This is a genomic window from Sorangium sp. So ce726, from assembly GCF_051521405.1.
GTDB lineage: Bacteria > Myxococcota_A > Polyangia > Polyangiales > Polyangiaceae > Sorangium.
This window is the reverse complement of the sequence record NZ_CP150349.1, coordinates 9957601-9977598: the sequence shown is the minus strand read 5'-3', so window position 1 is coordinate 9977598 and position 19998 is coordinate 9957601. Positions and strand designations below refer to the sequence as shown.

Genomic DNA, 19998 nt, shown 5'->3' with positions numbered 1-19998 from the left:
CGATCAGGCCAGCTCGGTCGGCATGACCGAGGCGCCCCGGAGCGGCGCGCGGTAGCGCACCCAGACGAGGGGGGACTCGTGCAGCGTGATCGTGAGGGCGCTGCCGGCGCTCACCGGGAGCTTGCGGCCGAGCTCGCGGTGGATGTAGCGCGCGATGAGCTCCGGCGTCGAGCGTTTGCCCTCGAACGCGGGGTGCTCGTCGAGGTTCCGGTAGTCGATCTCGGCGAGCACGGCGCGCAGGCTGTCCCGCAGCGCGCTCGTTTCGACCACCTGGCCGAGGGGAGAGAGCTCCTCGCGCTCCACCTCCACGCTGACCGTGTACGTCGCGCCGTGCAGGCGCTGCGCAGGGCCGAACTGCACGCCCTTGAGGCTGTGGGCCACCATGATGTGATCGCGGACGCCGACGGTGTACATGGATCCACTATACCCGCCGCGCCGGCGCTGGAGGGAGATCCCAATCGCCTGTCACGGCACACCGGAGTAAGGTGGGGGCGACTCCCCGTCCAGCCCCCGCCGCGGCGGACGGGTTCGTGCGGGACGCAGTGACCGGTTGACCGTTGCCAGGGAGGATCGCCGATGAACAGCGAAGCGAGCGTGCTGGCCCCAGGGTTCCTCATCGCGTCGCCGCCGCTCGGCGATCCGAACTTCGACCGGACGGTCGTGCTCCTCGCTGTGCACAGCGAGGGCGGTGCGCTGGGGTTCGTTGTGAACCGGCCGGCGCCGATGACGCTGGGGGAGCTCCTGTCGTTCGCGGGTTATGGCAACGACCTGAAGGACCCGGCGCCGGTTTACCTTGGCGGCCCGGTCCAGCCGAGCTCAGGGTGGATCCTGTGCCTCGATCCGGCGCTCGGGGCCGAGGAGACGGGCGTGATCCCGGTGGGCTCCCGGGTGCGGGTCACGTCGTCCCGCAGCGCGTTCGACACGCTCGCGGCCGATGCGGTGCGCGGCACGGCCGCCGCGGACCCGCGGCGCAGGACGGTGCTCCTCGGCTACAGCGGCTGGGGGCCCGGCCAGCTCGAGCGAGAGATCGCCGCGGGCGCGTGGCTGCCCGTGGCCCTCGACGAACGGATCCTGTTCGACATCGCGGCGGACCAGCGCTGGGAGCAGGCCTATGCGCTGCTCGGTCTGCGCCCCATCGAGGTAATGTCCATGCGCAGCATCGGCGAGGCGTGAGGGGCAGACCCGCTTCGGATACGGGCCCATCTCGACGTTTTCGGTGCTCGGCGTACAGGAGTACGCCTGCGCGCCGAAAACGCCGATCTGGGCCCGTCTCCTGTGCGGGTCTGCCCCGCTGGCGTCCTCCTCTGGGAAGAGATGGGAAGACCCGCTGGCGTCCTCCTCTGGGAAGAGATGGGAAGAGAGCAAGGGGACGACTGGGAAGAGAGAAGGGGACGACCCGATTGACGCGGCGACGGCGAGGACGAACGTTGGCGGCCCGTCACGACTGGGCACGGAGGGCGCCGCGCGGGGGGCTCTCCCGGCGCCGGATTCGGCCCAGCGAGCGAAGAGCACACGATCTACGAGAGGAGCGATGATGGAGATCAATATCGGAATCGATGTCAAGAACCGCGAGCTGATCGGCGCCGGGCTGGGACGCGTCCTCGCGGACACGTACACGCTCTATCTGAAGACCCACAACTTCCACTGGAACGTCACGGGGCCCATGTTCCAGACGCTCCACCTCATGTTCGAGCAGCAGTACAATGAGCTGGCGCTCGCCGTGGACCTGGTCGCCGAGCGCATCCGGGCCCTCGGCCTCCCCGCGCCGGGGACCTACAAGCAGTTCGTCGCCCTGTCGTCCATCAAGGAGGACGACGGCGTCCCCAAGGCCACGGACATGATCAAGCGCCTCGTTGAAGGCCACGAGACGGTCGCGCGCACGGCGCGTGAGCTCTTCCCCGTGGCCGAGAAGGCCAACGATCAGCCCACCTGCGATCTGATCACCCAGCGCCTGCAAGTCCACGAGAAGACCGCCTGGATGCTGCGCAGCCTGCTCGAGTAGCGCCCAGATTGCGTCCGCCGGCCGAGCTGCGGAGAGGGGAGCCCTCGATGCAGCCGGCCGGCCGGGAGCGGCTTGACAGCGGTGAACGAAGGGGGTGACGCTGTCGGGTCATGGGTGGAACCTGGGCGAAAGCTGGTTGGATCGGCGGGGTGGGAACGCTCGTCGTCGCCGGGTGCTCGGACCTCATCGGTGCGGACTGGGGACGATACTCGCCTGGCGGTGGAGAGGGCGCAGCGGGGAGCGGTGGAGGGGGCGCGGCGGCGGGGAGCGGCGGCGCCGGGGCAGGAGGCGGCGCGCAGAACGACGGCGGCGGGGCCGGCGCGGGCGCGGGAGGAGCAGGGGTGGCCGGCGCGGGCGCCGGAGGAGCAGGCGTCGGGGGCGGAGGGGGCGAGGGCGGCTCGTCCATCCCCCGGAGCTGCGCTGAACTCGACGGGCGGTGCGGGCCGCACAACATCAGCTGCTGCGATAGCAAGCTCGTGGACGGGGGGTCCTACGACCGGAGCTACAGGAACGTGACCGAGCCCCGCGACGCGCGCCGGGCGACGGTGAGCCGCTTCCGGCTGGATACGTACGAGATCACAGTCGGCCGGTTCATCGAGTTCGTCAAGGCGGGCAAAGGGACCCAGGCGGACCCACCAGAAGAAAACGTAGGAGAGCACCCGGAGCTGCCGGGAAGTGGATGGATCGCCGCGTTCAATCGATTCCTCGCGGCAGACACCGAGACGCTGAGGGGTGAGCTGAAGGCCTGCAACCCCGACAACTGCGGCGACATCAGCCCCCGTTGCGCGACGTGGAACGGTGACGATGCGTCGGCTGACGACGACGCGCTGCCGATGAACTGCATCACATGGTACGAGGCATTGGCCTTCTGCGCGTGGGATGGCGGGCGCCTGCCCACCGAGGCCGAATGGAACTACGCGGCGGCAGGCGGCGCGGAGGCGCGGACGTTCCCGTGGGGCAGCTCATTCGACCAGAGCCGGGTGGTCAGCAACTGCCTTGGCGATGGGGATGAGGGCCGCTGTACCACAGAGGATTTCCTGGAGGTCGGATCGAGGTCGACCGACGACGAGCAGACAACCGGAGATGGCCGGTGGGGGCAGGCCGACCTGGCGGGGAGCCTCCTTGAATGGACGCTGGACGGGTTCAGCACCAGATTCCAGACCTCGTGCGACGGCTGCACGTCGTGCGACGATTGCGCGAACCTGAGCGACACCACGGACCGGGTCATGCGCGGTGGGTCCTTTGAAGATCCGGAAGAACAGCTGGTCACGAACCATCGCCTCCCCGGCGACCCCGCGGCCCGCTACTACGGCATCGGCGCCCGGTGCGCGAGGGACAGGTAGCCGTCGCCCGCGCGACGCTCCGGACGCGGCGTCCGCCGCGGGGCGTCGCGTTTCCTTCCGGCCATTTCGCCCGTTCCGCCCGGCTCAGCGCGCGTTTTTGAGGAGGAACCCCTCGCCGTCGATCGCCACCGCGCGCTCCTTCAGCAGGCGGCCGACGGCCCGCTTGAACGCCTTCTTGCTCAGGCCGAAGAGCGCCCGGATCTCCTCCGGGCTCGAGCGATCGCCGACCCTCGGCGCGCCCGGGCGCGAGAGCCGCGCGAGGATCTTCTGCGCGTCGCTCTCGACCTCCTCATGCGCGTGACCGCGGAGCGAGAGCTCGATCCTCCCGTCGGGCAGCACGCTCGCCACGCGGAACCGCGCCGCCTGGCCGCGGGGAAGCGTGTGCGGCTCGTCGGCGGGGAGCAGGCCGACGAACCTGCGCTCGATGATGACGAAGAGGCCGATCCCCGGCTCATTGCGCCACGCCTCACCCTCGACCCACTCGTCGAGATCGAACTCGCCCTGGTCGCGCAGCATCTCGCTCACGCGCATCGTCCCCGCGAGGCGGCCGGTCCTGTCCACGAGCAGCCCCACCGGGTGCCGCTGGCCGATCTGCGGATCGCGGGTCTGCTCCGCGCGGGGGACGAGCAGCTCCTTGGGCAGGCCCCAGTCGACAAAGGCGCCGAAGGGCGCGACGTCGGTGACCGCCAGAAAGGCGACCTCTCCGAGCGTGACCTTCGGCCGGCGCGTCGTGGCGATGGGGCGATCCTCCGAGTCGAGGTACACGAAGACCTCGAGCTCGTCTCCCTCCCTGGCGCCCTCTGGCACCTCGCCGCCCGGCAAGAGGAGCACCGGCGCCTCCGGGCGAAGGTCGTCTGGATCGGCCGAGAGGAAGGCGCCCGGCGGGCCGAACCGCCGCACCGGCAGGGTCACCACGCGCCCGAGGAGATGGTCGTACGGCATCGGCGCGCAGTCTTGCACAGGGCGGGGGCGCGCGGTCGGTCGGTCGCGTCGCTTTTGGGCGCGATGGCCTCTCGAACCCACAAATGAGTTGAAACTGCCTGAAAGACGCCGAATGGTGAGCTGCCGAGGCGCCAGCAACGCCAGGAGCGAGCACTCCTCTTGGCGCGCTTGAGGGTTCGTTTCTCGCTTGAACAACGTGATCGATCTTCCAGGAAGCCGAGCGGGGTGAAGCTCCTCCAGGTCCTCCGGGGCGCGCCGCCCGCTGTGGCTCCGCGAGCGACGAACGCGTCTCGTCGGGCGTGGAAGCGACTCGCGGTCGCCGCCGGTCTCCTGCTCGTGGCGCCCGTCGTCGTGGCGCACGGCCGCGTCTGGCTCGACGGCGCGGGGCTGTCCGAGAGCGTTGGCAGTCCCGCGCGCGGCCGGCTGCTGCACGGGCACCCGCTCCGCCCCTCGGGGCCCGGCCATGTGACGTACTCCTACCTGGGCGCCAGCCTCGGGCGCCAGTACGTGCACGGCGCGGTTCGCGACGCGCTGGAGGACGCGTTCGCCGCGTGCGCGGCCTCGAAGCCAGGGCGGCGCTTCGTCGTGGGGGAGACGGGCCACCGCGATGGCGGCCCGTTCTGGCCGCACCGCACGCACCAGAACGGGCTCAGCGTCGATGTCTTCGTTCCGCTGCGCGACGGCGCGGGGCGGCCCGCGGAGGTGTCGACCTATCCCTGGAACAAGCTCGGTTATGGCCTGGAGCTCGACGCGCAGGGCCGGTGGGGCGACCTGACGATCGATTTTGACGATCTCGCGCGGCTCCTGACGGTGCTGGACGAGAAGGCCAGGGCAAGGAAGCTCCGGATCCAGCGGATCATCCTCGCGCCGGAGTACGTGCCGCTGCTGCTCGCCAGCCCCGCGGGCCGCAAGCTGGGCTCCCTCGCAGGGGCGATCCCCCGCGGCCCGGTGTGGTGGCGGCACGACGAGCACGTGCACATCGATTTCGCGGCCGTGGCCGGCGGCCCGCGCTGAGCGAAGCCATCGACGGGGGGCGAGGGCGCGGTCGACCTCCGGGCCATCGCGGCCGGCAGCCGCTCGAAAAATAGATGCAGGCGTTGTCGAACCGCGGCGCGCTCGCCCGTCATTGGGCTGAAGCGAACGGAAGGAGCCTCGAGATGTGTCCTGCCTGCATCGCGGCCGCCGCGGTCACCGCGGCGAAGGTCGCCTCCGCCGGTGGGCTCGTTGCCTACGGCATCAAGAAACTGCTGACGACGGCCGGGTCGCCAGCGCTTGCCCTCCCACCCTCAAGCTCAGGAAACTCCAATGAACCAACCGAAGATCGTATCCCCCGCTGAGTGGCTCGCCGCGCGCCGGCAGCTGCTCGACAAAGAGAAGGAGCTCACGCGCCGCCAGGACGAGCTCGCCGCCGAGCGGCAGGCGCTGCCCTGGGTGCGGCTGGACAAGACCTACCAGTTCGACGGCCCGAGCGGACAGCAGAGCCTCGGCGATCTGTTCTCCGGGCGCAGCCAGCTCATCGTCTATCACTTCATGCTGGGCCCCGGCTGGAAAGAGGGCTGCCCGAGCTGCTCGCTGCTCACCGACCACCTCGACGGCGCGCGCGTGCACCTCGCCGCTCGCGACGTCGCGCTGACGCTGGTGTCACGCGCCCCCTACACCGAGATCGCACGCTTCCGCGAGCGCATGGGCTGGGGGCTCCCCTGGGTGTCCTCCCACGGCAGCGACTTCAATCGCGACTTCCACGTGTCCTTCTCGAAGGATGAGGTCGCTGCCGGCTCGTTCTACTACAACTACGCCGATTCCGCCTTTCCGAGCGAGGAAGCGCCGGGAATCAGCGTCTTCGCCAGGGACGCGAGCGGCGCGATATTCCACACCTACTCCACCTACGCGCGGGGCGCCGAGCCGCTGGTCGGCGCCTACTACCTGCTCGACATGGTGCCCAAGGGGCGCGATGAAAAGGAGCTGCCCTGGCCCATGGCGTGGGTGCGGCACCACGATCGGTACGGGGTGACGGCGACCTGAACGCCCAGCCCCCCATCGGAGCCCAGACAGGCGCGCTGCCTGGGCTCCCCTGGAGCGAGCCCATGCACTTCATGATGCTGATTTACGAGCCTTCCGAGCAGTTCGACGAGCGGCGCCGGCCGACCGAAGACACCGCGCACTGGGGCGCGTGGCGGGCCTACCACCAGTCGCTCCTGGACGCCGGCATCTATCAGGGCGGCGGCCCCCTCGAGCGTCCCGACACGACGGCGACGACGATCCGCGTGCGCGGGGGCGAGCGGCAAGTGCAAGACGGGCCGTACGCTGACACGAAGGAGCAGCTCGGTGGCTTCATCCTCCTCGAACTGCCGACGCTCGACGCGGCGCTGGAGTGGGCATCGCGCTGCCCAGCCGCCGAGTACGGCGCCGTCGAGGTGCGGCCGCTGGCGGACTTGACGCGCATCTTCGGCCCGCGCCACGGGGGGCCCGTGCGTGGATGAAGCGGGCGTCGCCGTCGAGGCGGTGGCTCGCGCCTCCTACGCGCGGCTCATCTCGTTCCTCTCGGCGCGCTCGGGTGACGTTGCCGGCGCCGAGGACGCGCTCGCCGATGCCTTCGTGGCCGCGCTGCGGACATGGCCAGCGGGCGGCATCCCGAGCAAGCCTGAGGCCTGGCTGCTGCACGCAGCGCGCCGCAAGCTGATCGATCGGCGACGCCGGGAGCGGACGCGGGACGGCGGCGCGCCCGTGCTCATGAGCCTTTTGGCGGAGGCCGAAGATCTATCGCAGGCGCTCGCGTTTCCCGACGAGCGGCTGAAGCTGCTCTTCGTGTGCGCGCACCCGGCGATCGACCCGCGCGTGCACACGCCGCTGATGTTGCAGGTGGTGCTGGGGCTCGACGCGGCCGCGATCGCCTCCGCGTTCGTCACGCCCGCGACCACCATGGGGCAGCGCCTGTCGCGCGCGAAGGCCAAGATCCGCGACACGCGGATCGCGTTCGAGGTACCGGCGGGGGTGGAGCTCGAGCGGCGGCTGCCGGCGGTGCTGGAGGCGATCTACGCCGCCTACGGCTACGGCTGGGAGGGCGCCGACGGCATGGACGCCGAGCGGCTCGGGCTCGCCGAGGAGGCGCTCTTTCTCGCGCGTCTGCTCGTCGAGCATCTGCCGGAGCAGCCCGAGGGGCTCGGGCTGCTCGCGCTGCTCGAGTACTGCGAGGCGCGGCGGCCCGCGCGGCGCTCCGCCACCTGCGAGTACGTGCCCATGTCGGAGCAAGACACGAGCCTGTGGGACGCGCGGCGGCTCGGGGAGGCGGAGCGCCTGCTGGCAACGGCGGCGCGCTTCGGAAAGCCTGGGCGCTTCCAGCTGGAGGCCGCCGTGCAGTCGGCGCATGTAGCGCGCCGTCGCGATCGGCGCGCCGACTGGGCCGCGATCGCGGTGCTGTATGAAGGTCTCGTGCGCCTGGCGCCCACCTTCGGCGCGCTCGTCGGGCGCGCCGCGGCCGTGGCCGAAGCGCGCGGGCCCGCGGCGGGTCTGGCGCTGCTCGACGCAATCCCCGCGGACGCCGTGGAGAGCTATCAGCCCTACTGGGCGACACGCGCCCACGTCGAGCGCCGGCTCGGGCGCGAGCGTGAGGCACGGGCTGCGCTCGACGTCGCCGTGCGGCTGACGCGCGACCCGGCGGTGCGCAGGTTTCTTGAGCGCACCGCGGCAGCGACCGACACACGCGGCTGAACGACCGATCCAGGCAGCGTCGCTGCCGTCCACCCACGAGGCCGACGGCTTGACGAACCGGTCCCTTGTGCGTTACCGCTGTGAAAGTCCGTCTGTGGCGGTTGCTGCGTCGGTGCAAGGGGGGAGAGCCATGGGGGGAGACGCGACGGCGCCCGAGATCGTCGAGCTGGAGATCTGTTCCATCCCAATCACGTGGGCCGCCTCGCTCGTCGATGCCGTGCAACACGGCATCTTCGAGGAGCACGGCCTGCGCGTGACCCTGGATCGCTGGCAGGGACACCCTTGCTGTGCGCTCGCGGTGACCTGGCATTTCCAGGAGATCTGGCCGCGCGCTGCCGCCGCCCTCCTCCGGCGCGTCGCGCAGCGGTGAAACGTGGAGCCCGTCATGGCCGACAGCTCCGGATACCGCATGTACGTGTTCCGCAGCGGCCGCCGCGACGTCCCGGGGCGGCGGCTCGTCGACGAGCTCGCGGTCGACCTCCGGGCGATCGCCGGCCTCGAAGGCGCGGGGCGCCCGCGCGACGTCGTGCTCCGCGCCTTGATCCGCGCTGGTGAGCTCGAGTCCATCCTCGCCGACGCCGGCGCGGAGAGCGCCTCGGCGCTGGCGCAGCTCACCGGCGATCTCGCCGCCGCGCTGATCGGCAGTGACGACGCGGGCGCGCTCGCGAGCGCGGACGGCCAGACCTCTGGCCACGGACAGCCAGACCTCTGGCCACGGACGGCCCGACGTCTGGCCACGCCCGAGGCCCCCACGGCCATCGAGGTCCCGGCGATCGTCTCGACATCGCCGCCCGAAGGGTTCTCGTTCTACGCGCTCCACCCGCTCGATTTCGCCCGGCTGGCCGAGCGGCTCGCGTCTCCGCCGGCGCCGGTCCGGGTCGTCGGCATCCGCAGCATCGGCACGACGCTGAGCGCGGTGACGGCTGCGGCGCTCCGCCGGCACGGGATCCGGGCCGGGCGCACCACCGTGCGTCCATCAGGTCACCCCTATGACCGCCGCGTCGAGCTCGACGCCGGGCAGATCCGCTGGGTCGCGGACGGCATCGCCGAGGGAGCGCGGTTCTGGGTCGTCGATGAGGGGCCGGGCCTCAGCGGCTCCTCGTTCCTCGCCGCCGGCGACGCCCTGGTCCGCGCCGGCGTCCCGCGCGCCAGCATCGTTTTCCTCGGCTCCCGCGCGCCCGACCCCGACGCGCTCCTCGCGCCGGACGGCGCCAGCCGCTGGCGGTCCTTCCGATCGGAGCGCGCCGACGGCGGGGCGCAGCTCCCCGGCGACGCGGGCGAGCCCATCGGCGCCGGAGCGTGGCGCCGCCGCTGCTATGAGGACGAAGCGCGCTGGCCGCCCTCCTGGACGTCCATGGAGCGCCTCAAATACCTTTCCCGGGACGAACGCCGGATCCTCAAGTTCGAAGGGATGGGCCGCTATGGAGCGGAGTGTCTGGAGCGGGCTCACGGCGTCTTCCGGGCCGGCTTTGGGCCGGAGCCGCGCGACGAGGGCCAGGGATTCTTCTCGTATCCATGGCTCCCTGGCCGGCCGCTCCAGGCCGATGACCTGTCCGCCGCGGAGCTCGATCGCCTCGCCGACTACTGCGCCTTTCGCGGCTCGGCCTTCCCTGTGCCGAGCCCTGCGGCCGACGAGCTCATCGCGATGGCACGCACCAATTTCGCGCTGGAGATGCGGAGGGAGCTCCCCGGTGAGCTTCACCTGGAGCTCGCGTGTCCGGTGATCGTCGATGGCAGGATGGATCCCCACGAGTGGCGCAGGTCCGCCTCGGGCGAGCTGGTCAAGGTGGACGCCTGCGGGCACGGCGACGATCACTTCCTCCCTGGCCCCACGGACATCGCCTGGGATCTCGCCGGCGCCATCGTCGAGTGGCGGATGCCGCGAGGCGCCCGGCGCGCCTTCCTGGAGCGGTATCGGCGCCGCTCCGGCGATGATCCCGAGCGGCGCCTGCCGGCGTATCTCCTCGCCTATCCGCTCCTGCGTCTGGGTCACGCCGCGATGGCCGCGGCGTCGCTCGCGGACGAGGGCGAGGCGCTGCGCCTCTCCGCGGCGCGGCACCGCTATCGCGCGGCCCTGATCGAGGGCCTCCGCCCGGCGGCCGCCTCGGGGGCGCTCGGCTAGGGCCGCGTGTCAGAAATCCCGCCAGAGAAACCGGTCGATGACGAGCGGTCGCCGAAAATGGCAGCGATTTTCATGGCTTCCGCCTGTCTCCCCGCCGACGGCGGCTCCGATGTGGCCCAACGGGGCGCCCTCCGCCGCCGCATCGTCAAAGGGGCCGCGTTCACTCCGCAGTTTGCGGCGGCAGGAACAGGGTGAACTGCCGGTGCCAGCGCTCGATCAGCGCGAGGCCTCGCTCCGCTCGATGCTCAGCTCAGGATGGTTCGCCTGGATCCATGCGAGCGCCTGCTCGATCACCGCAAGTTCGTCCGCGTAGAGGATGCAGGGGGACACGCAGAACTCGAGGTAGGCGGGCGTCGACCAGATCACCAGGTCGGCGCTCGTCCAGAACGACTGCGTCCGGTCGCTGAGCTCGGGCGCGCGCGGGACGCCGAGGGCCCGCGCCAGCGCCTCGCCCACGTCCTCGGAGAGGCTCGCGCGATGGCGGGCCGGCCACCCCGGGATCACGTCCGGAGCCTCGTGCCCCAGGGCGAACCGCTCCAGGAAGATGCGCCACGAATCCGCGAAGACGAAGCGCTCCACCACCCCGTCGTCGGCGAGGATCGCGCCGTCGGCGGCCATGAAGTACAGGCCCCTGGAGAAGGCGCCGATCGGCACCAACCCGTTGCGGGGCAGGACGCCGCCCTCAAGCTCGAGCGCAGGGCCCAGCCAGTAGAGCTCGCCCTGGTCGCGGGAGACACAGAGGCCGCCCGCGTGCTGCTCGAACGCGAGCAGCGGGTCGCTGGCCGCGACGCCGTGAGGCGCAAGCATCTCCTCGAGGCGGGCGCGCGAGGCGGTGCGCTGCGGATCCCGGAGCACCCCCCGCGCGCGCAGGGCGTTTACCGCGCGGTCCGTGAGCACGCCTCGGAACCCCTCGGCGGCGAGCATCCATCGCGTGTGCGCGAGCCGGTCGCCCGCCGGCGGGAGCTCGTGACGCTCGAGCACACGCCCGCCGAAGTCGCGCTCCTGGACGAGGGAGACGCCTGATGCGGTGCGCTCGATGCGCAGCGCTCCCCGTTGCTCGGGCCGCTCCAGGCCGATGGGCACGAGCCCGCGGCCCACCGGCGCGGGGGCTTCGCCCGGAGCGCGGAGATCCATGGTGACCTCGTCGCAGGCGATTGCCGCGACCGCCGGCGAGCCCGCAAGCGCTTCGACCGCCTGGGTGAGCCGCTCGACCGACCTGGCGAAGACGAGCGTCCGGTCCGGCGCGGCGCCCGAGGGGTGCCCGTCGAGGATGACGAGATCCTCGGCGTCCCATACCGTGTGGTAGGCATCGCTCGCGGCCGCCATGGGCCGGGCGCCGAGCGCCTCCGCGAGCCAGGCGCCAGCGCGGGGGCGGGCTTCGAGGCGCAGGTGGTGGAGGCCGCGCTGCGCGATGTTGAGGAAGCGCGCGAGCTTCTCGACCAGGATCACGGGGGACGCCGCGTAGGGCACCAGCGCGTTTCCCGTCGAAGAGCCTTCCACGGAGACGGTGCCGTCCTCGGCTAGCAGGAAATCGACCATTCCCTGGGAGCGTTCCGCACGGTCGTGAGAGACGTGGAGGTACGGGTCGAGCCCCGCGAACGCCGCGAAAGGTGCGCCGATCCCGATGGGCCAAAAGCCGGCGCGGGACAGCGCCCTCGTGATGTTGCGTCCCAGCAGTGCGCCTGGACCCAGGAGAATCTCCCACCAGTCTCGCGAGGGGGGGCCGAAGGAACCGCGGAGCGGGAGCTCCAGCGGGTCCCGTGCGCGGTCCGAGCCGGCGAAGCCGCCAATCGCAGCCTCGGCGGCGAACAGAGCTTCATGGGCGGGAAGCCCGTAAAGATGCAGCAATTTTTCCAGCCGCTCGCGGCCGGCACGATGCGCCTCGCTGCGGACGATGCCGCGACTGGCGAGGGTTTCGATGGCAAAACGGGAGATTACCATGACGGTCCTCAGCGCGGCATCTGCACCCGCAGGCTAGCCGCATTACGCGGGTTCATAATGCTCCTCGCGCTCCTCGTCGGCGCGCCCTGGTTCATGGCTTCCTGCCAGCGCTGGTTCGGTTTATCGATATCCGGTTTGGTGACGCCGACCAGGTCCACCACCTCGTCTGGTGGCGCCCCCTGTTGCGCCTGGCTCTGAAGGTTGCCGATGAGCACGCCGCAGTTTGGACAAGCGTTGCGCGGTCCGCCTCCCTGCTGGATGGAGCTGATCTCCGTAATTTCTCGGAGCGCGCTGCGGAGGTGCTGGTTGTTCGGGTCGCTGGCCGAGCCGCAGGTCCCGCGCGGCAAGTTGTTCCGTCGCTCGTAGTCATAGAGATGCTCGCTCAGCGCCGCGGGCTCTGAGCAGTTCGCCGGAGGCCGCGTCGCCTGAGGGAATTGCCAGTTGGTGTTGCCATTGTCGCTCTGTATCGGTACCTGCGGCGCCATGTTGTTCCAGACCGTCGGGTGGATGTCGACCGGGTTGTCGGGATCGCGCAGCCCCATGCTCACGCCGCTCGCGTTCGGCAGCGGCGTGCGGCTGCCGTCCGGGTTGATCTGGGAGCGCCGGATGGTCGTGGTCATCGGTTGCAGACCGTCGAGGTCCACCGTGTTGAGCGGCGAGTTGTCGGCGAAGCCGTAGCGGCGGACGATTTCGACGGGATCCGGGCTGATGTAGCGGCCAATGTCGGGGTCGTAATAGCGATGCCTGTTGTAACAAAGGCCGGTCTCCTCGTCCGCGTACTGGCCAGGAAACCGCAGCGGCGTGAAGGCCTCTCCCTGCACCGCGCCGAACGCGCGCGCCCGCTGCTCGGCCGCGATCTGCCCCGAGGACGTCACGAGAAGATCGGGGAATCCGTTCGGCGCGCTCACGTAGAACCGGGGCGCGCCACCGTCATCGATGTGCGCCAGCGGGGCGAAGCTCCCATCCGGGAAAACGTACGTTCGCGTCTCGGTCACCGGGACGTCCAGGGACACGTCGCGCACACGCACCTCGTGAAGCAGGCGCTGATCGTCCCAGACGAAGCGAGTCAAGGCAAGGAGCTGTCCTTGGTTCGAGCGAACCCGCTTTGCCAGCCGCCGGCAGAACGCGTCGTATATGAACTCCACGAGGCGCCCATCAGGCGCGACGACCGAGGCCAGGCGCCCGCGTCCATCCCAGGTGTACTTCCAGCGGCTCCCGTCGGAGAGGCGCTTTTCCACGAGGCGCGCGCGCTCGTCGTAGGTGTAGGCCGTTGCCCCTCGCCGCAACAGGGCACCGCCGCGATCGTACGCGTGCTCGCCGGCCTCGGTGGCGTAAAGGTTGCCGACCTCGTCGAAGCCGAAGAGCTCCGCCCTCCCGTGGGCAGGGATCTTGGCGAGGAGTTGTCCCATAGGATCGTACCGGTATCCCGTCGCGCCGAGGCGCGCGTCGAGCTCCTCTTCGAGAAGACCTACAGGGGAGTAGCGATACTGCGTGTCCGAGACGACCCCGTGCGCGATGGGCCCAACCCACTCCGGCTCGGCCGGTCCAACCGCGGTGCGCGCTGTCGCAGAGAAGACGCGCCGTTGGGCGAGGCGACCGGCCGGATCGAAGTCGTACTGAATGCGCCCGCCGCCCGGAAGAACGGCCTGCCGCTCGCGGCCGAGCGCGTCGTAGTGGAAGTCCACAACCTCCCGGCCGAGCGCCATCCGCGCGATCTTGCCCATGATGTCTCGATGCATGTGCTCGACGTACCCGAGCGAGCTGACGCGCCGCGTCCTCCGCCCCATGGAGTCGTAGACCGCTTCAATCGTGTGGCGGACGCCGAGCGTGATCTGCTCCTCCTTCACGAGGCAGCCCCGTTCATCGTATGTCAGGTAGCACTCCGTGTCAGGCGTTCGTGCATCGGTCAGCCGCCCCACTTCGTCATAGGCAAACTCCTCCACCCCACCGTCGTAGATCCGCTTGATCAACTGCCCGGCTGCGTCGTACTCGTATTCGACCAGCTCGCCGGTGCTGCTCCGCCACTGCGTCAGCCGGCCGAACAGATCGCGCCGGAAGTCGTGCGTGCGTCCGTCCATCAGCTCCTCGCGGATCACGTGCCCTGCGAGGCTCCGCACGAAGCGATGAACCTGCCCGCGCTCGTTGTGCACCTCGATGAGGTGGCCTTCGCGGTTGTAGCGGTACCGGATGGGCCCCGCACCGTCGTGCTGCACCTCGCAGAGCACGTTGAGCCCGCCCCAGGTGAGCCTGTCGACGCGCCTGGCCGCATCGACAATCCGCGCCAGCCGTCCCTCGGCGTCGAACTCGAACGTGGTGACCCCGCCCGCTGGATCGGAAACGGTGCGCAGCAGGCCGCGCGCGTCATACGCGTAGCGCGTCACGGCGCCGAGCGCGTCGATGTATCCCACGACGCGGCCGAGGTCGTCGTAATAGATCGTCTTCTTCGCGCCGTTCGGCTCGATCACGGCGGTGCGGTTGCCGTGCGCGTCGTGGTCGAAGCGGGTCACTCCCCCGTTCGGAAGCGTTGCCACGCTCACGAGCCCACGCTCGTCGTAATCGTACATGACGATGGCGCCGCGCCGGTCCTCGACCGCGAGAAGATTGCCCAGATCGTCGCGTGTATACCGGAGCGCGCTCCCATCCGCGCGCAGGAGCTCGGTCAGCGCGCCGCGATCATCGAAGGCATACTGCGTCCGGCGGCCGAGCGGATCGACGACCGCTGTGACGCGCCCTGCCGCGTCGCGCTCGAAGCGCGTCGTCGCGCCCATGGCGTCCCGAAAAGCGACGATGTTCCCGAGGGAGTCATACTCGTGCGAGAGCACGCCCGCGCCCCATGTCGACCGGTCCACCTTGCCGTGCTTGTTGCCGAAGAAGCGCCGGACACGGAGCGAGTCCGCGACTTCGGAGTAGCCGTCTCCCGAGAACTCCAGCTTGCAATGGAATATGCCACGCGCTCGCGTCACGCCGTCCGCGAGGAACACAGGCACCCCGGCCACAAGGCTTGGGTCCTCCTGAGCGGGGTATTCACCCCAGGTCTCGATGCAGCGTCCCTCACGGTCGTACCGGTACTGGACCGCGAGCCCGCTGCGGTATGCGTGGGTGACGAGGCGGTGCTCCTCGTCATAGGCGTACCGGCACACATGTCCCTCGGCGTCCGTAGCCTCGACAAGATCCCCGCGCTCGTCATAGCGGTACGTGAAGAAGGCGTGCCAGCCGGAGGGGCTCGTGGCCGTGCGCACCTCAAAGGCGGCGATTCGGCCCGAGCGCTCCCGCCGGACGCGCACGAAGCGCTGAACGCAATCGCGGATCCACGCGAGGCCGGAGACATCGTAACCCAGCTCGATGCAGTTCCCGTTGCGGTCGAGGAGCGCGGTCAGGCGGTAGCGCGACCCCAGCTGATGGCGCTCGTTGAACAACAGCGTGAGCCCGTCCTCGGTCGTGAGCGCGAATCCCCAGGCCGCGCGGCGCAGCACGATCTGCCCCACCAGCGGGCGCGTCTCGCCCTCTTCCAGCAGCGGGGCCGTCACCACGGTGCCGTCGTCCTGCACGATCCGCACGGCGCGCCTGGAGAGCTCGATTTCCCAGGCAAGCGAGTGGCTCCACCCGAAGCCAAGGCCCATGTCGCGATCGCGCGCAGAGGACGAGTAGCGCCGCTGCACTACGAACGGCAGCGGACCGGGCAGGCCGAGGTCGAGCGTCGGCAGCGTGAAGACGCGGCCGGTGACCACGTCGACCGGATCGCCGGCGGAGGTGCCGCCGGAGCCGCCGTGGACCGGGTTGGAGCAAGCACCGGCCCCCTGCCCATTTCCGCAACCGTTGGCCCCCTTGCCGCCGCCGTCAGGGTTGTTGCCGCCATGGTTAGCGCTCCCGCCCTGACCGTCTCCATTCCCGCTGTCTCCCCTGCCGCCCTTGCCACCACCGCCGCCTCCACCGCCCATGATCCAGACGCCAGGGTTCATTCCAGGGATCGCAGGGATGTTCGGGACCGGAGCCGTGCGCGCCATTCAGGCATGCTCCCCAGCGATTCTCACCCCTGTCAAGATGAGAGCTTGGGTGCCCAGACGCGACCCAGGAAGCCCGCGCGAGACGCTGGAGCATCATCGAACGGGACTCCTTTCATAATGGATTTTTCCAGGCACAACGCGCGTTGTCGCGGGAGACTCAGGCGATGACGTGCTACCCGCCCCGGCGGCGGGGGGTTCGATGTCGGCGCGCGGGTGGTCGCCGGCGCCGGCGCCGGCGCAAGATGCACCGCACCCCGTCCAGCCTAGTACAGCGTTCCCGAAGTTCGTACCTGGATCTGCGGTACACCAGGCCAGGCCCTCGCGATGGCTCGCAGCCCGAGCGTGGCGAGCCTACACGCGACGCATTCCGGTCTACGGGGCGGGTTTGCCGGTTCATCCACGATCGCCTGCGCTTTTGAATCCATCAGCACGGGGCAGGTCCCACGCGCGTAAGTGCCCCGAGCTCGCGCAAAAGCCGTTCTGTTGCCCGCGTCGCTGCGCCAGAAGCTGCAGCACGCGGCGCGCTCGCCCAAGACCCCGCAGCGCGATGCGCAGCGTGCCCGGATCGCGCTCTTGGCCGACGAGGGCTGGAGCAACGAGCGGATCCAGCTTGATGTAGGCTGCGACATCAAGACGGTGCGCAAGTGGCGCAACCGGATCGCGGCGTTTGCTGACGAGGCGGTGCTGCAGGACAGGATGCGCAGGGGCCGACCGCCGCGCGTGGCCACCACAGTGCACTACGACCTTATCAAGTTGGCCTGCAGTCGCCCCGATGAGCACAAGGTCCCGTTCGAACAGGTCTGGACTCTGGAGCGGCTGGCGAAGGCCCTGAAGCTCGAGACCAAGGTAGAACTGAGCCGCACCGAGATCTGGCGCGTGCTGCGGGGAGCAAGCCTCCGACCGCATCGCGTCCGGCTGTGGCTACACAGCCCGGACCCGCATTTCCGCCCCAAGGTCGAGGCGATCTGCAAGCTGTATTTGGAGCCTCCCGCAGGCGCCACCGTGCTCTGCGTCGACGAGAAGACGGGCATGCAGGCGCTGAAGCATCGGTTCCCCATGCAGCCGTGCCGTAGCCGAAGAGCCGCGCGCAAGGAGTTCGAGTACCAGCGCCACGGCACGCGCACACTGATCGGGGCCTTCAATATCAAGACGGGCGAGGTGGTGTCGCGCTGCGGACCGACACGCACCGCCGCCGATCTGCTCGCGTTCATGGACGAGGTGGCGGAGCGCTACCCCACGGGCGACGTCTATATCATCTGGGACAATCTCAACATTCACCACGGCGCCAGGTGGAATCAGTTCAACGCGCGGCACGGCGGACGCTTTCACTTCGTCTACACGCCCATCCATGCGTCGTGGGTCAATCAGATCGAGCTGTGGTTCAGCATCCTGAGCCGTCGGGTGCTCAAGCACGCCTCCTTCGCGTCCGCCGAGGAGTTGAGCCGTTGCGTGCTCGCCTTCGTGCGCCACTGGAACAAGCACGAAGCCCGGCCCTTTCGCTGGAAGTTCCGCGGCCAGTGGAGGGCGACCTTGCCGTCCTACGCCGCCTGAGCTTCCGTGCGGTCCGATGTCGAAGCCGTCCGCCTCCCCGGAGCACGCCGCCTCCGTCCGCGCCTACCTCGCAGCCGAGGGAATGTCCCATCTGCGGGCCCGCAAGTACGGGCAGCTCGTGATCATCGAGTCGGGTCCTGAAGCGGGCCCGATAGCCCACGCCAGGCTCCGCCGTGACACTGTCCACCTCTGGACGCTCGAGATCGCAACCCACACCGGTAGGTGGGAGAAGACCGGCTTCCGCGGCCCGTGGCAGGACTTGCTCAAGCTGTTGATGACCGACTTCCCCTGGACGCTCGCGCCGATCGAGTAACTCGCTCCGCGGCGTTGTCCCGCGACGAGCTCGCTCCGTTTCAACGCCCGGCCAGCCCGGCTCGCGGCCGGGTGGCACAGCGCCGATCCAGGGACGAACTTGGGGAACGCTGTACTAGCTCATCCGTCCGATGCCACCGGCACCCCGAGCAATCGACCGATCGCCTCGTGAACAACCCGTGCCGCCGCCTCGTCCCCGAGGGCGACAGCGCGGCTCAGGGTGCTGGCGAGCAAGGCGACCACCGCGGCCCGACGCGACGTCTCGGTCACCGCGAGCTCCCCAAGCCCGGGGCTTGGCCGCTGGGCCCGGGTTGGGCCCGGGCCTCCCAAGGGGGTGCGATCCGTCGTCACGCTCCCCCCAGATCCCTGGGGAAGTGACGGATCGCGACGGTTCGCCACCGTGGAACAGTCCCGCCAGAGAAACCGGTCGATAGCGAGCGGTCGCCGGAAACAGCCGCGATTTTCATAGCTTCCGCCTGTTTCGCCGCCGAGGGCGGCTCCGGTGTGGCCCAACAGGGCGCCCTCCGCCGTCGCGTCGCCCACGGTGAAGGTCCCGCAGCATCACGTGCACCGCCCAGGCCTCGCGGCATGCCTCGATCGCCACCCGGGCCGGCGAGGATGACGATGACGAGCGGGACCGTGCGCGATGGCCGGCGCGTGGACACCGATTCTACCACGACGTGCTAAGCGCTCGGAGATGGCTTCGACAATGGGGTTATTGCGCTGCACACCGCTCGCCTTGGTCATCGCCTGCGCGGCCGAATCCTCGCGCGCGCCCGTCGACGCGGGCACCGACGCGCCGCCCGCGGGCACCGTCACCGCGCCCCCACCGCTCCCGCGTGAGGCCGCCCTCGACGCACGCTTCGTGAAGATCACGCTGCACCGCGAATTCTACTGCGAGGGGGCGAGCTTTGCGGACTTCAATCACGACGGGGTGACGGATGTCATCGCGGGCCCGGATTGGTACGAGGGGCCGGGGTATGGCACGAGCCATCCCGTGTGGCCGAAGGAAGCCTTCGATCCGCACGGCTACTCGGATTGCTTTTTCGAGTTCCCCTACGACTTCGACCACGACGGGTTCACCGACGTCCTCGTCGTCGGCTTTCCGGGTGTGCCCGCGGCTTGGTACCAGAACCCGCGCGACGGCGACGCGCTCTGGGCTCGTCACGACACGCTGCCGTGGCCGATCGACAACGAGTCGCCGCTGTTCGCCGACATCACCGGCGACGGCGTGCCCGAGCTCGTGCACATGTCGGGGGGCGTGCTCGGAACGTCGTCGCCCGGCGTGGACCCGACCGAGCCGTGGGTCTTCCGGGCGCTCACCGAGAATCGGGGGTACGGCGCGTTCACGCACGGCCTCGGTGCAGGCGACGTCAACGGGGACGGCGCAAGCGACTTGGTCGAGGCGAGCGGCTACTTCACGCGGAGCCCGGAGTCGCCCGACGGCTTGCCGTTCACGCGCGTCGAGCAGCCGTTCGGTGCCGGGGGAGCGCAGATGCCGGTGGTCGACGTGGACGGCGACGGGGACGCGGACATAGCGACCACGCTCGCCGCTCACGGCTACGGGCTCTCCTGGTTCGAGCAGGTTCCGAACGCGGTCGGCACTGCGTTCGTGGAGCACGTCGTCGTTCCGGGGACCACACCCGATGCCGCGTCGAGCGTGTTCATGCACGAGCCGCACGCGCTCGCTCACGCCGACATCGACGGTGACCGGCTCCAGGACCTCGTGAGCGGCGAGCGCTTCTGGGGTCATGTGCCTGCCGGCATGCCGGACTTCGACGCGCCGGCCCGGCTCTACTGGTTCGAGCAGGCGCGAGCGGCGGAACGCGTCGACTTCCGGCCCGTTCTCATCGATGACGATTCGGGGGTAGGCACCCAGCTCACGGTCGCGGACGGCAACGGAGACGGCCGGCCGGACATCGTCATCTCGAACAAGAAGGGCGCTTTCGTCTTCCTACAACGCTAGGGCAGGATCCTCGCGCCCATCCAGGACGGCCTCCCACCGGCGCGAGACTTGCGAACTTGCGAACTTGCGAACTTGCGAAGCGACGGAGTCGAGCTCCTGGTCGCGGG

At 70.0% G+C, this 19998-nt stretch carries 16 protein-coding genes; 12 read left to right on the top strand and 4 right to left on the bottom strand.

Annotation, left to right across the window (positions count from 1 at the left end; genetic code table 11):
- Nucleotides 1–3: 3 nt before the first annotated feature.
- Nucleotides 4–414, bottom strand: a complete 411-nt coding sequence (locus WME79_RS37200) for a 6-pyruvoyl trahydropterin synthase family protein (RefSeq protein ID WP_437524937.1) — start codon at nucleotides 412–414, stop codon at nucleotides 4–6.
- A gap of 162 nt (nucleotides 415–576) precedes the next feature.
- On the opposite strand from WME79_RS37200, the gene WME79_RS37195 reads away from it, so the two are divergent.
- The 3 genes from WME79_RS37195 (at nucleotide 577) to WME79_RS37185 (ending at nucleotide 3345) form a co-directional block, all read left to right on the top strand.
- Nucleotides 577–1173, top strand: a complete 597-nt coding sequence (locus WME79_RS37195) for a YqgE/AlgH family protein (protein ID WP_437524935.1) — start codon at nucleotides 577–579, stop codon at nucleotides 1171–1173.
- 361 nt (nucleotides 1174–1534) lie between these two features.
- Nucleotides 1535–2002 carry a Dps family protein gene (locus WME79_RS37190; RefSeq protein WP_437540015.1) on the top strand — a complete coding sequence of 156 codons (468 nt, stop codon included), beginning with the start codon at nucleotides 1535–1537 and terminating at the stop codon, nucleotides 2000–2002.
- A gap of 149 nt (nucleotides 2003–2151) precedes the next feature.
- Nucleotides 2152–3345 (top strand): formylglycine-generating enzyme family protein, encoded by a 1194-nt coding sequence (locus tag WME79_RS37185; RefSeq protein ID WP_437524933.1) that lies wholly within the window; start codon nucleotides 2152–2154, stop codon nucleotides 3343–3345.
- Between the two features lie 84 nt (nucleotides 3346–3429).
- On the opposite strand, the gene WME79_RS37180 is transcribed toward WME79_RS37185, so the two are convergent.
- On the bottom strand, nucleotides 3430–4287 hold the full coding sequence (locus WME79_RS37180; protein WP_437524930.1) for a CvfB family protein: 858 nt from the start codon (nucleotides 4285–4287) through the stop codon (nucleotides 3430–3432).
- 225 nt (nucleotides 4288–4512) lie between these two features.
- Here WME79_RS37180 and WME79_RS37175 point away from each other — a divergent pair, with 225 nt between their 5' ends.
- The 6 genes from WME79_RS37175 (at nucleotide 4513) to WME79_RS37150 (ending at nucleotide 10117) form a co-directional block, all read left to right on the top strand.
- The gene (locus WME79_RS37175) at nucleotides 4513–5301 is read left to right on the top strand and encodes a penicillin-insensitive murein endopeptidase (protein WP_437524928.1); all 789 of its coding nucleotides are present in this window, start codon (nucleotides 4513–4515) and stop codon (nucleotides 5299–5301) included.
- Between the two features lie 291 nt (nucleotides 5302–5592).
- Nucleotides 5593–6309, top strand: a complete 717-nt coding sequence (locus WME79_RS37170; RefSeq protein ID WP_437524925.1) for a DUF899 domain-containing protein — start codon at nucleotides 5593–5595, stop codon at nucleotides 6307–6309.
- Between the two features lie 62 nt (nucleotides 6310–6371).
- Nucleotides 6372–6767, top strand: a complete 396-nt coding sequence (locus tag WME79_RS37165) for a YciI family protein (RefSeq protein WP_437524923.1) — start codon at nucleotides 6372–6374, stop codon at nucleotides 6765–6767.
- Entirely contained in the window at nucleotides 6760–7995 is a 1236-nt protein-coding gene (locus WME79_RS37160) for an RNA polymerase sigma factor (protein WP_437524920.1), read from the top strand. Before WME79_RS37165 ends, WME79_RS37160 begins: the two co-directional genes overlap by 8 nt.
- Nucleotides 7996–8125: 130 nt before the next feature.
- A complete protein-coding gene (locus tag WME79_RS37155) occupies nucleotides 8126–8365 on the top strand; it encodes a hypothetical protein (RefSeq protein ID WP_437524917.1) in 240 nt (79 codons plus the stop codon).
- Nucleotides 8366–8380: 15 nt separating this feature from the next.
- Nucleotides 8381–10117: a hypothetical protein gene (locus WME79_RS37150; protein ID WP_437524914.1), complete on the top strand. Its 1737-nt coding sequence runs from the start codon at nucleotides 8381–8383 to the stop codon at nucleotides 10115–10117.
- Nucleotides 10118–10333: 216 nt separating this feature from the next.
- Here the strand turns inward: WME79_RS37150 and WME79_RS37145 are convergent, their stop codons facing one another.
- Together WME79_RS37145 and WME79_RS37140 are read right to left on the bottom strand one after the other, a co-directional pair.
- On the bottom strand, nucleotides 10334–11656 hold the full coding sequence (locus tag WME79_RS37145) for a hypothetical protein (protein ID WP_437524911.1): 1323 nt from the start codon (nucleotides 11654–11656) through the stop codon (nucleotides 10334–10336).
- Between the two features lie 410 nt (nucleotides 11657–12066).
- The gene (locus tag WME79_RS37140) at nucleotides 12067–16017 is read right to left on the bottom strand and encodes an RHS repeat-associated core domain-containing protein (RefSeq protein WP_437524908.1); all 3951 of its coding nucleotides are present in this window, start codon (nucleotides 16015–16017) and stop codon (nucleotides 12067–12069) included.
- A 528-nt stretch (nucleotides 16018–16545) separates the two neighbouring features.
- Here WME79_RS37140 and WME79_RS37135 point away from each other — a divergent pair.
- The 3 genes from WME79_RS37135 (at nucleotide 16546) to WME79_RS37125 (ending at nucleotide 19891) form a co-directional block, all read left to right on the top strand.
- Nucleotides 16546–17613 carry an IS630 family transposase gene (locus WME79_RS37135; RefSeq protein ID WP_437523247.1) on the top strand — a complete coding sequence of 356 codons (1068 nt, stop codon included), beginning with the start codon at nucleotides 16546–16548 and terminating at the stop codon, nucleotides 17611–17613.
- 16 nt (nucleotides 17614–17629) lie between these two features.
- Nucleotides 17630–17926, top strand: a complete 297-nt coding sequence (locus WME79_RS37130) for a hypothetical protein (protein WP_437524905.1) — start codon at nucleotides 17630–17632, stop codon at nucleotides 17924–17926.
- A 708-nt stretch (nucleotides 17927–18634) separates the two neighbouring features.
- Nucleotides 18635–19891: an FG-GAP repeat domain-containing protein gene (locus WME79_RS37125; RefSeq protein WP_437524903.1), complete on the top strand. Its 1257-nt coding sequence runs from the start codon at nucleotides 18635–18637 to the stop codon at nucleotides 19889–19891.
- The last annotated feature ends 107 nt before the right edge of the window (nucleotides 19892–19998 follow it).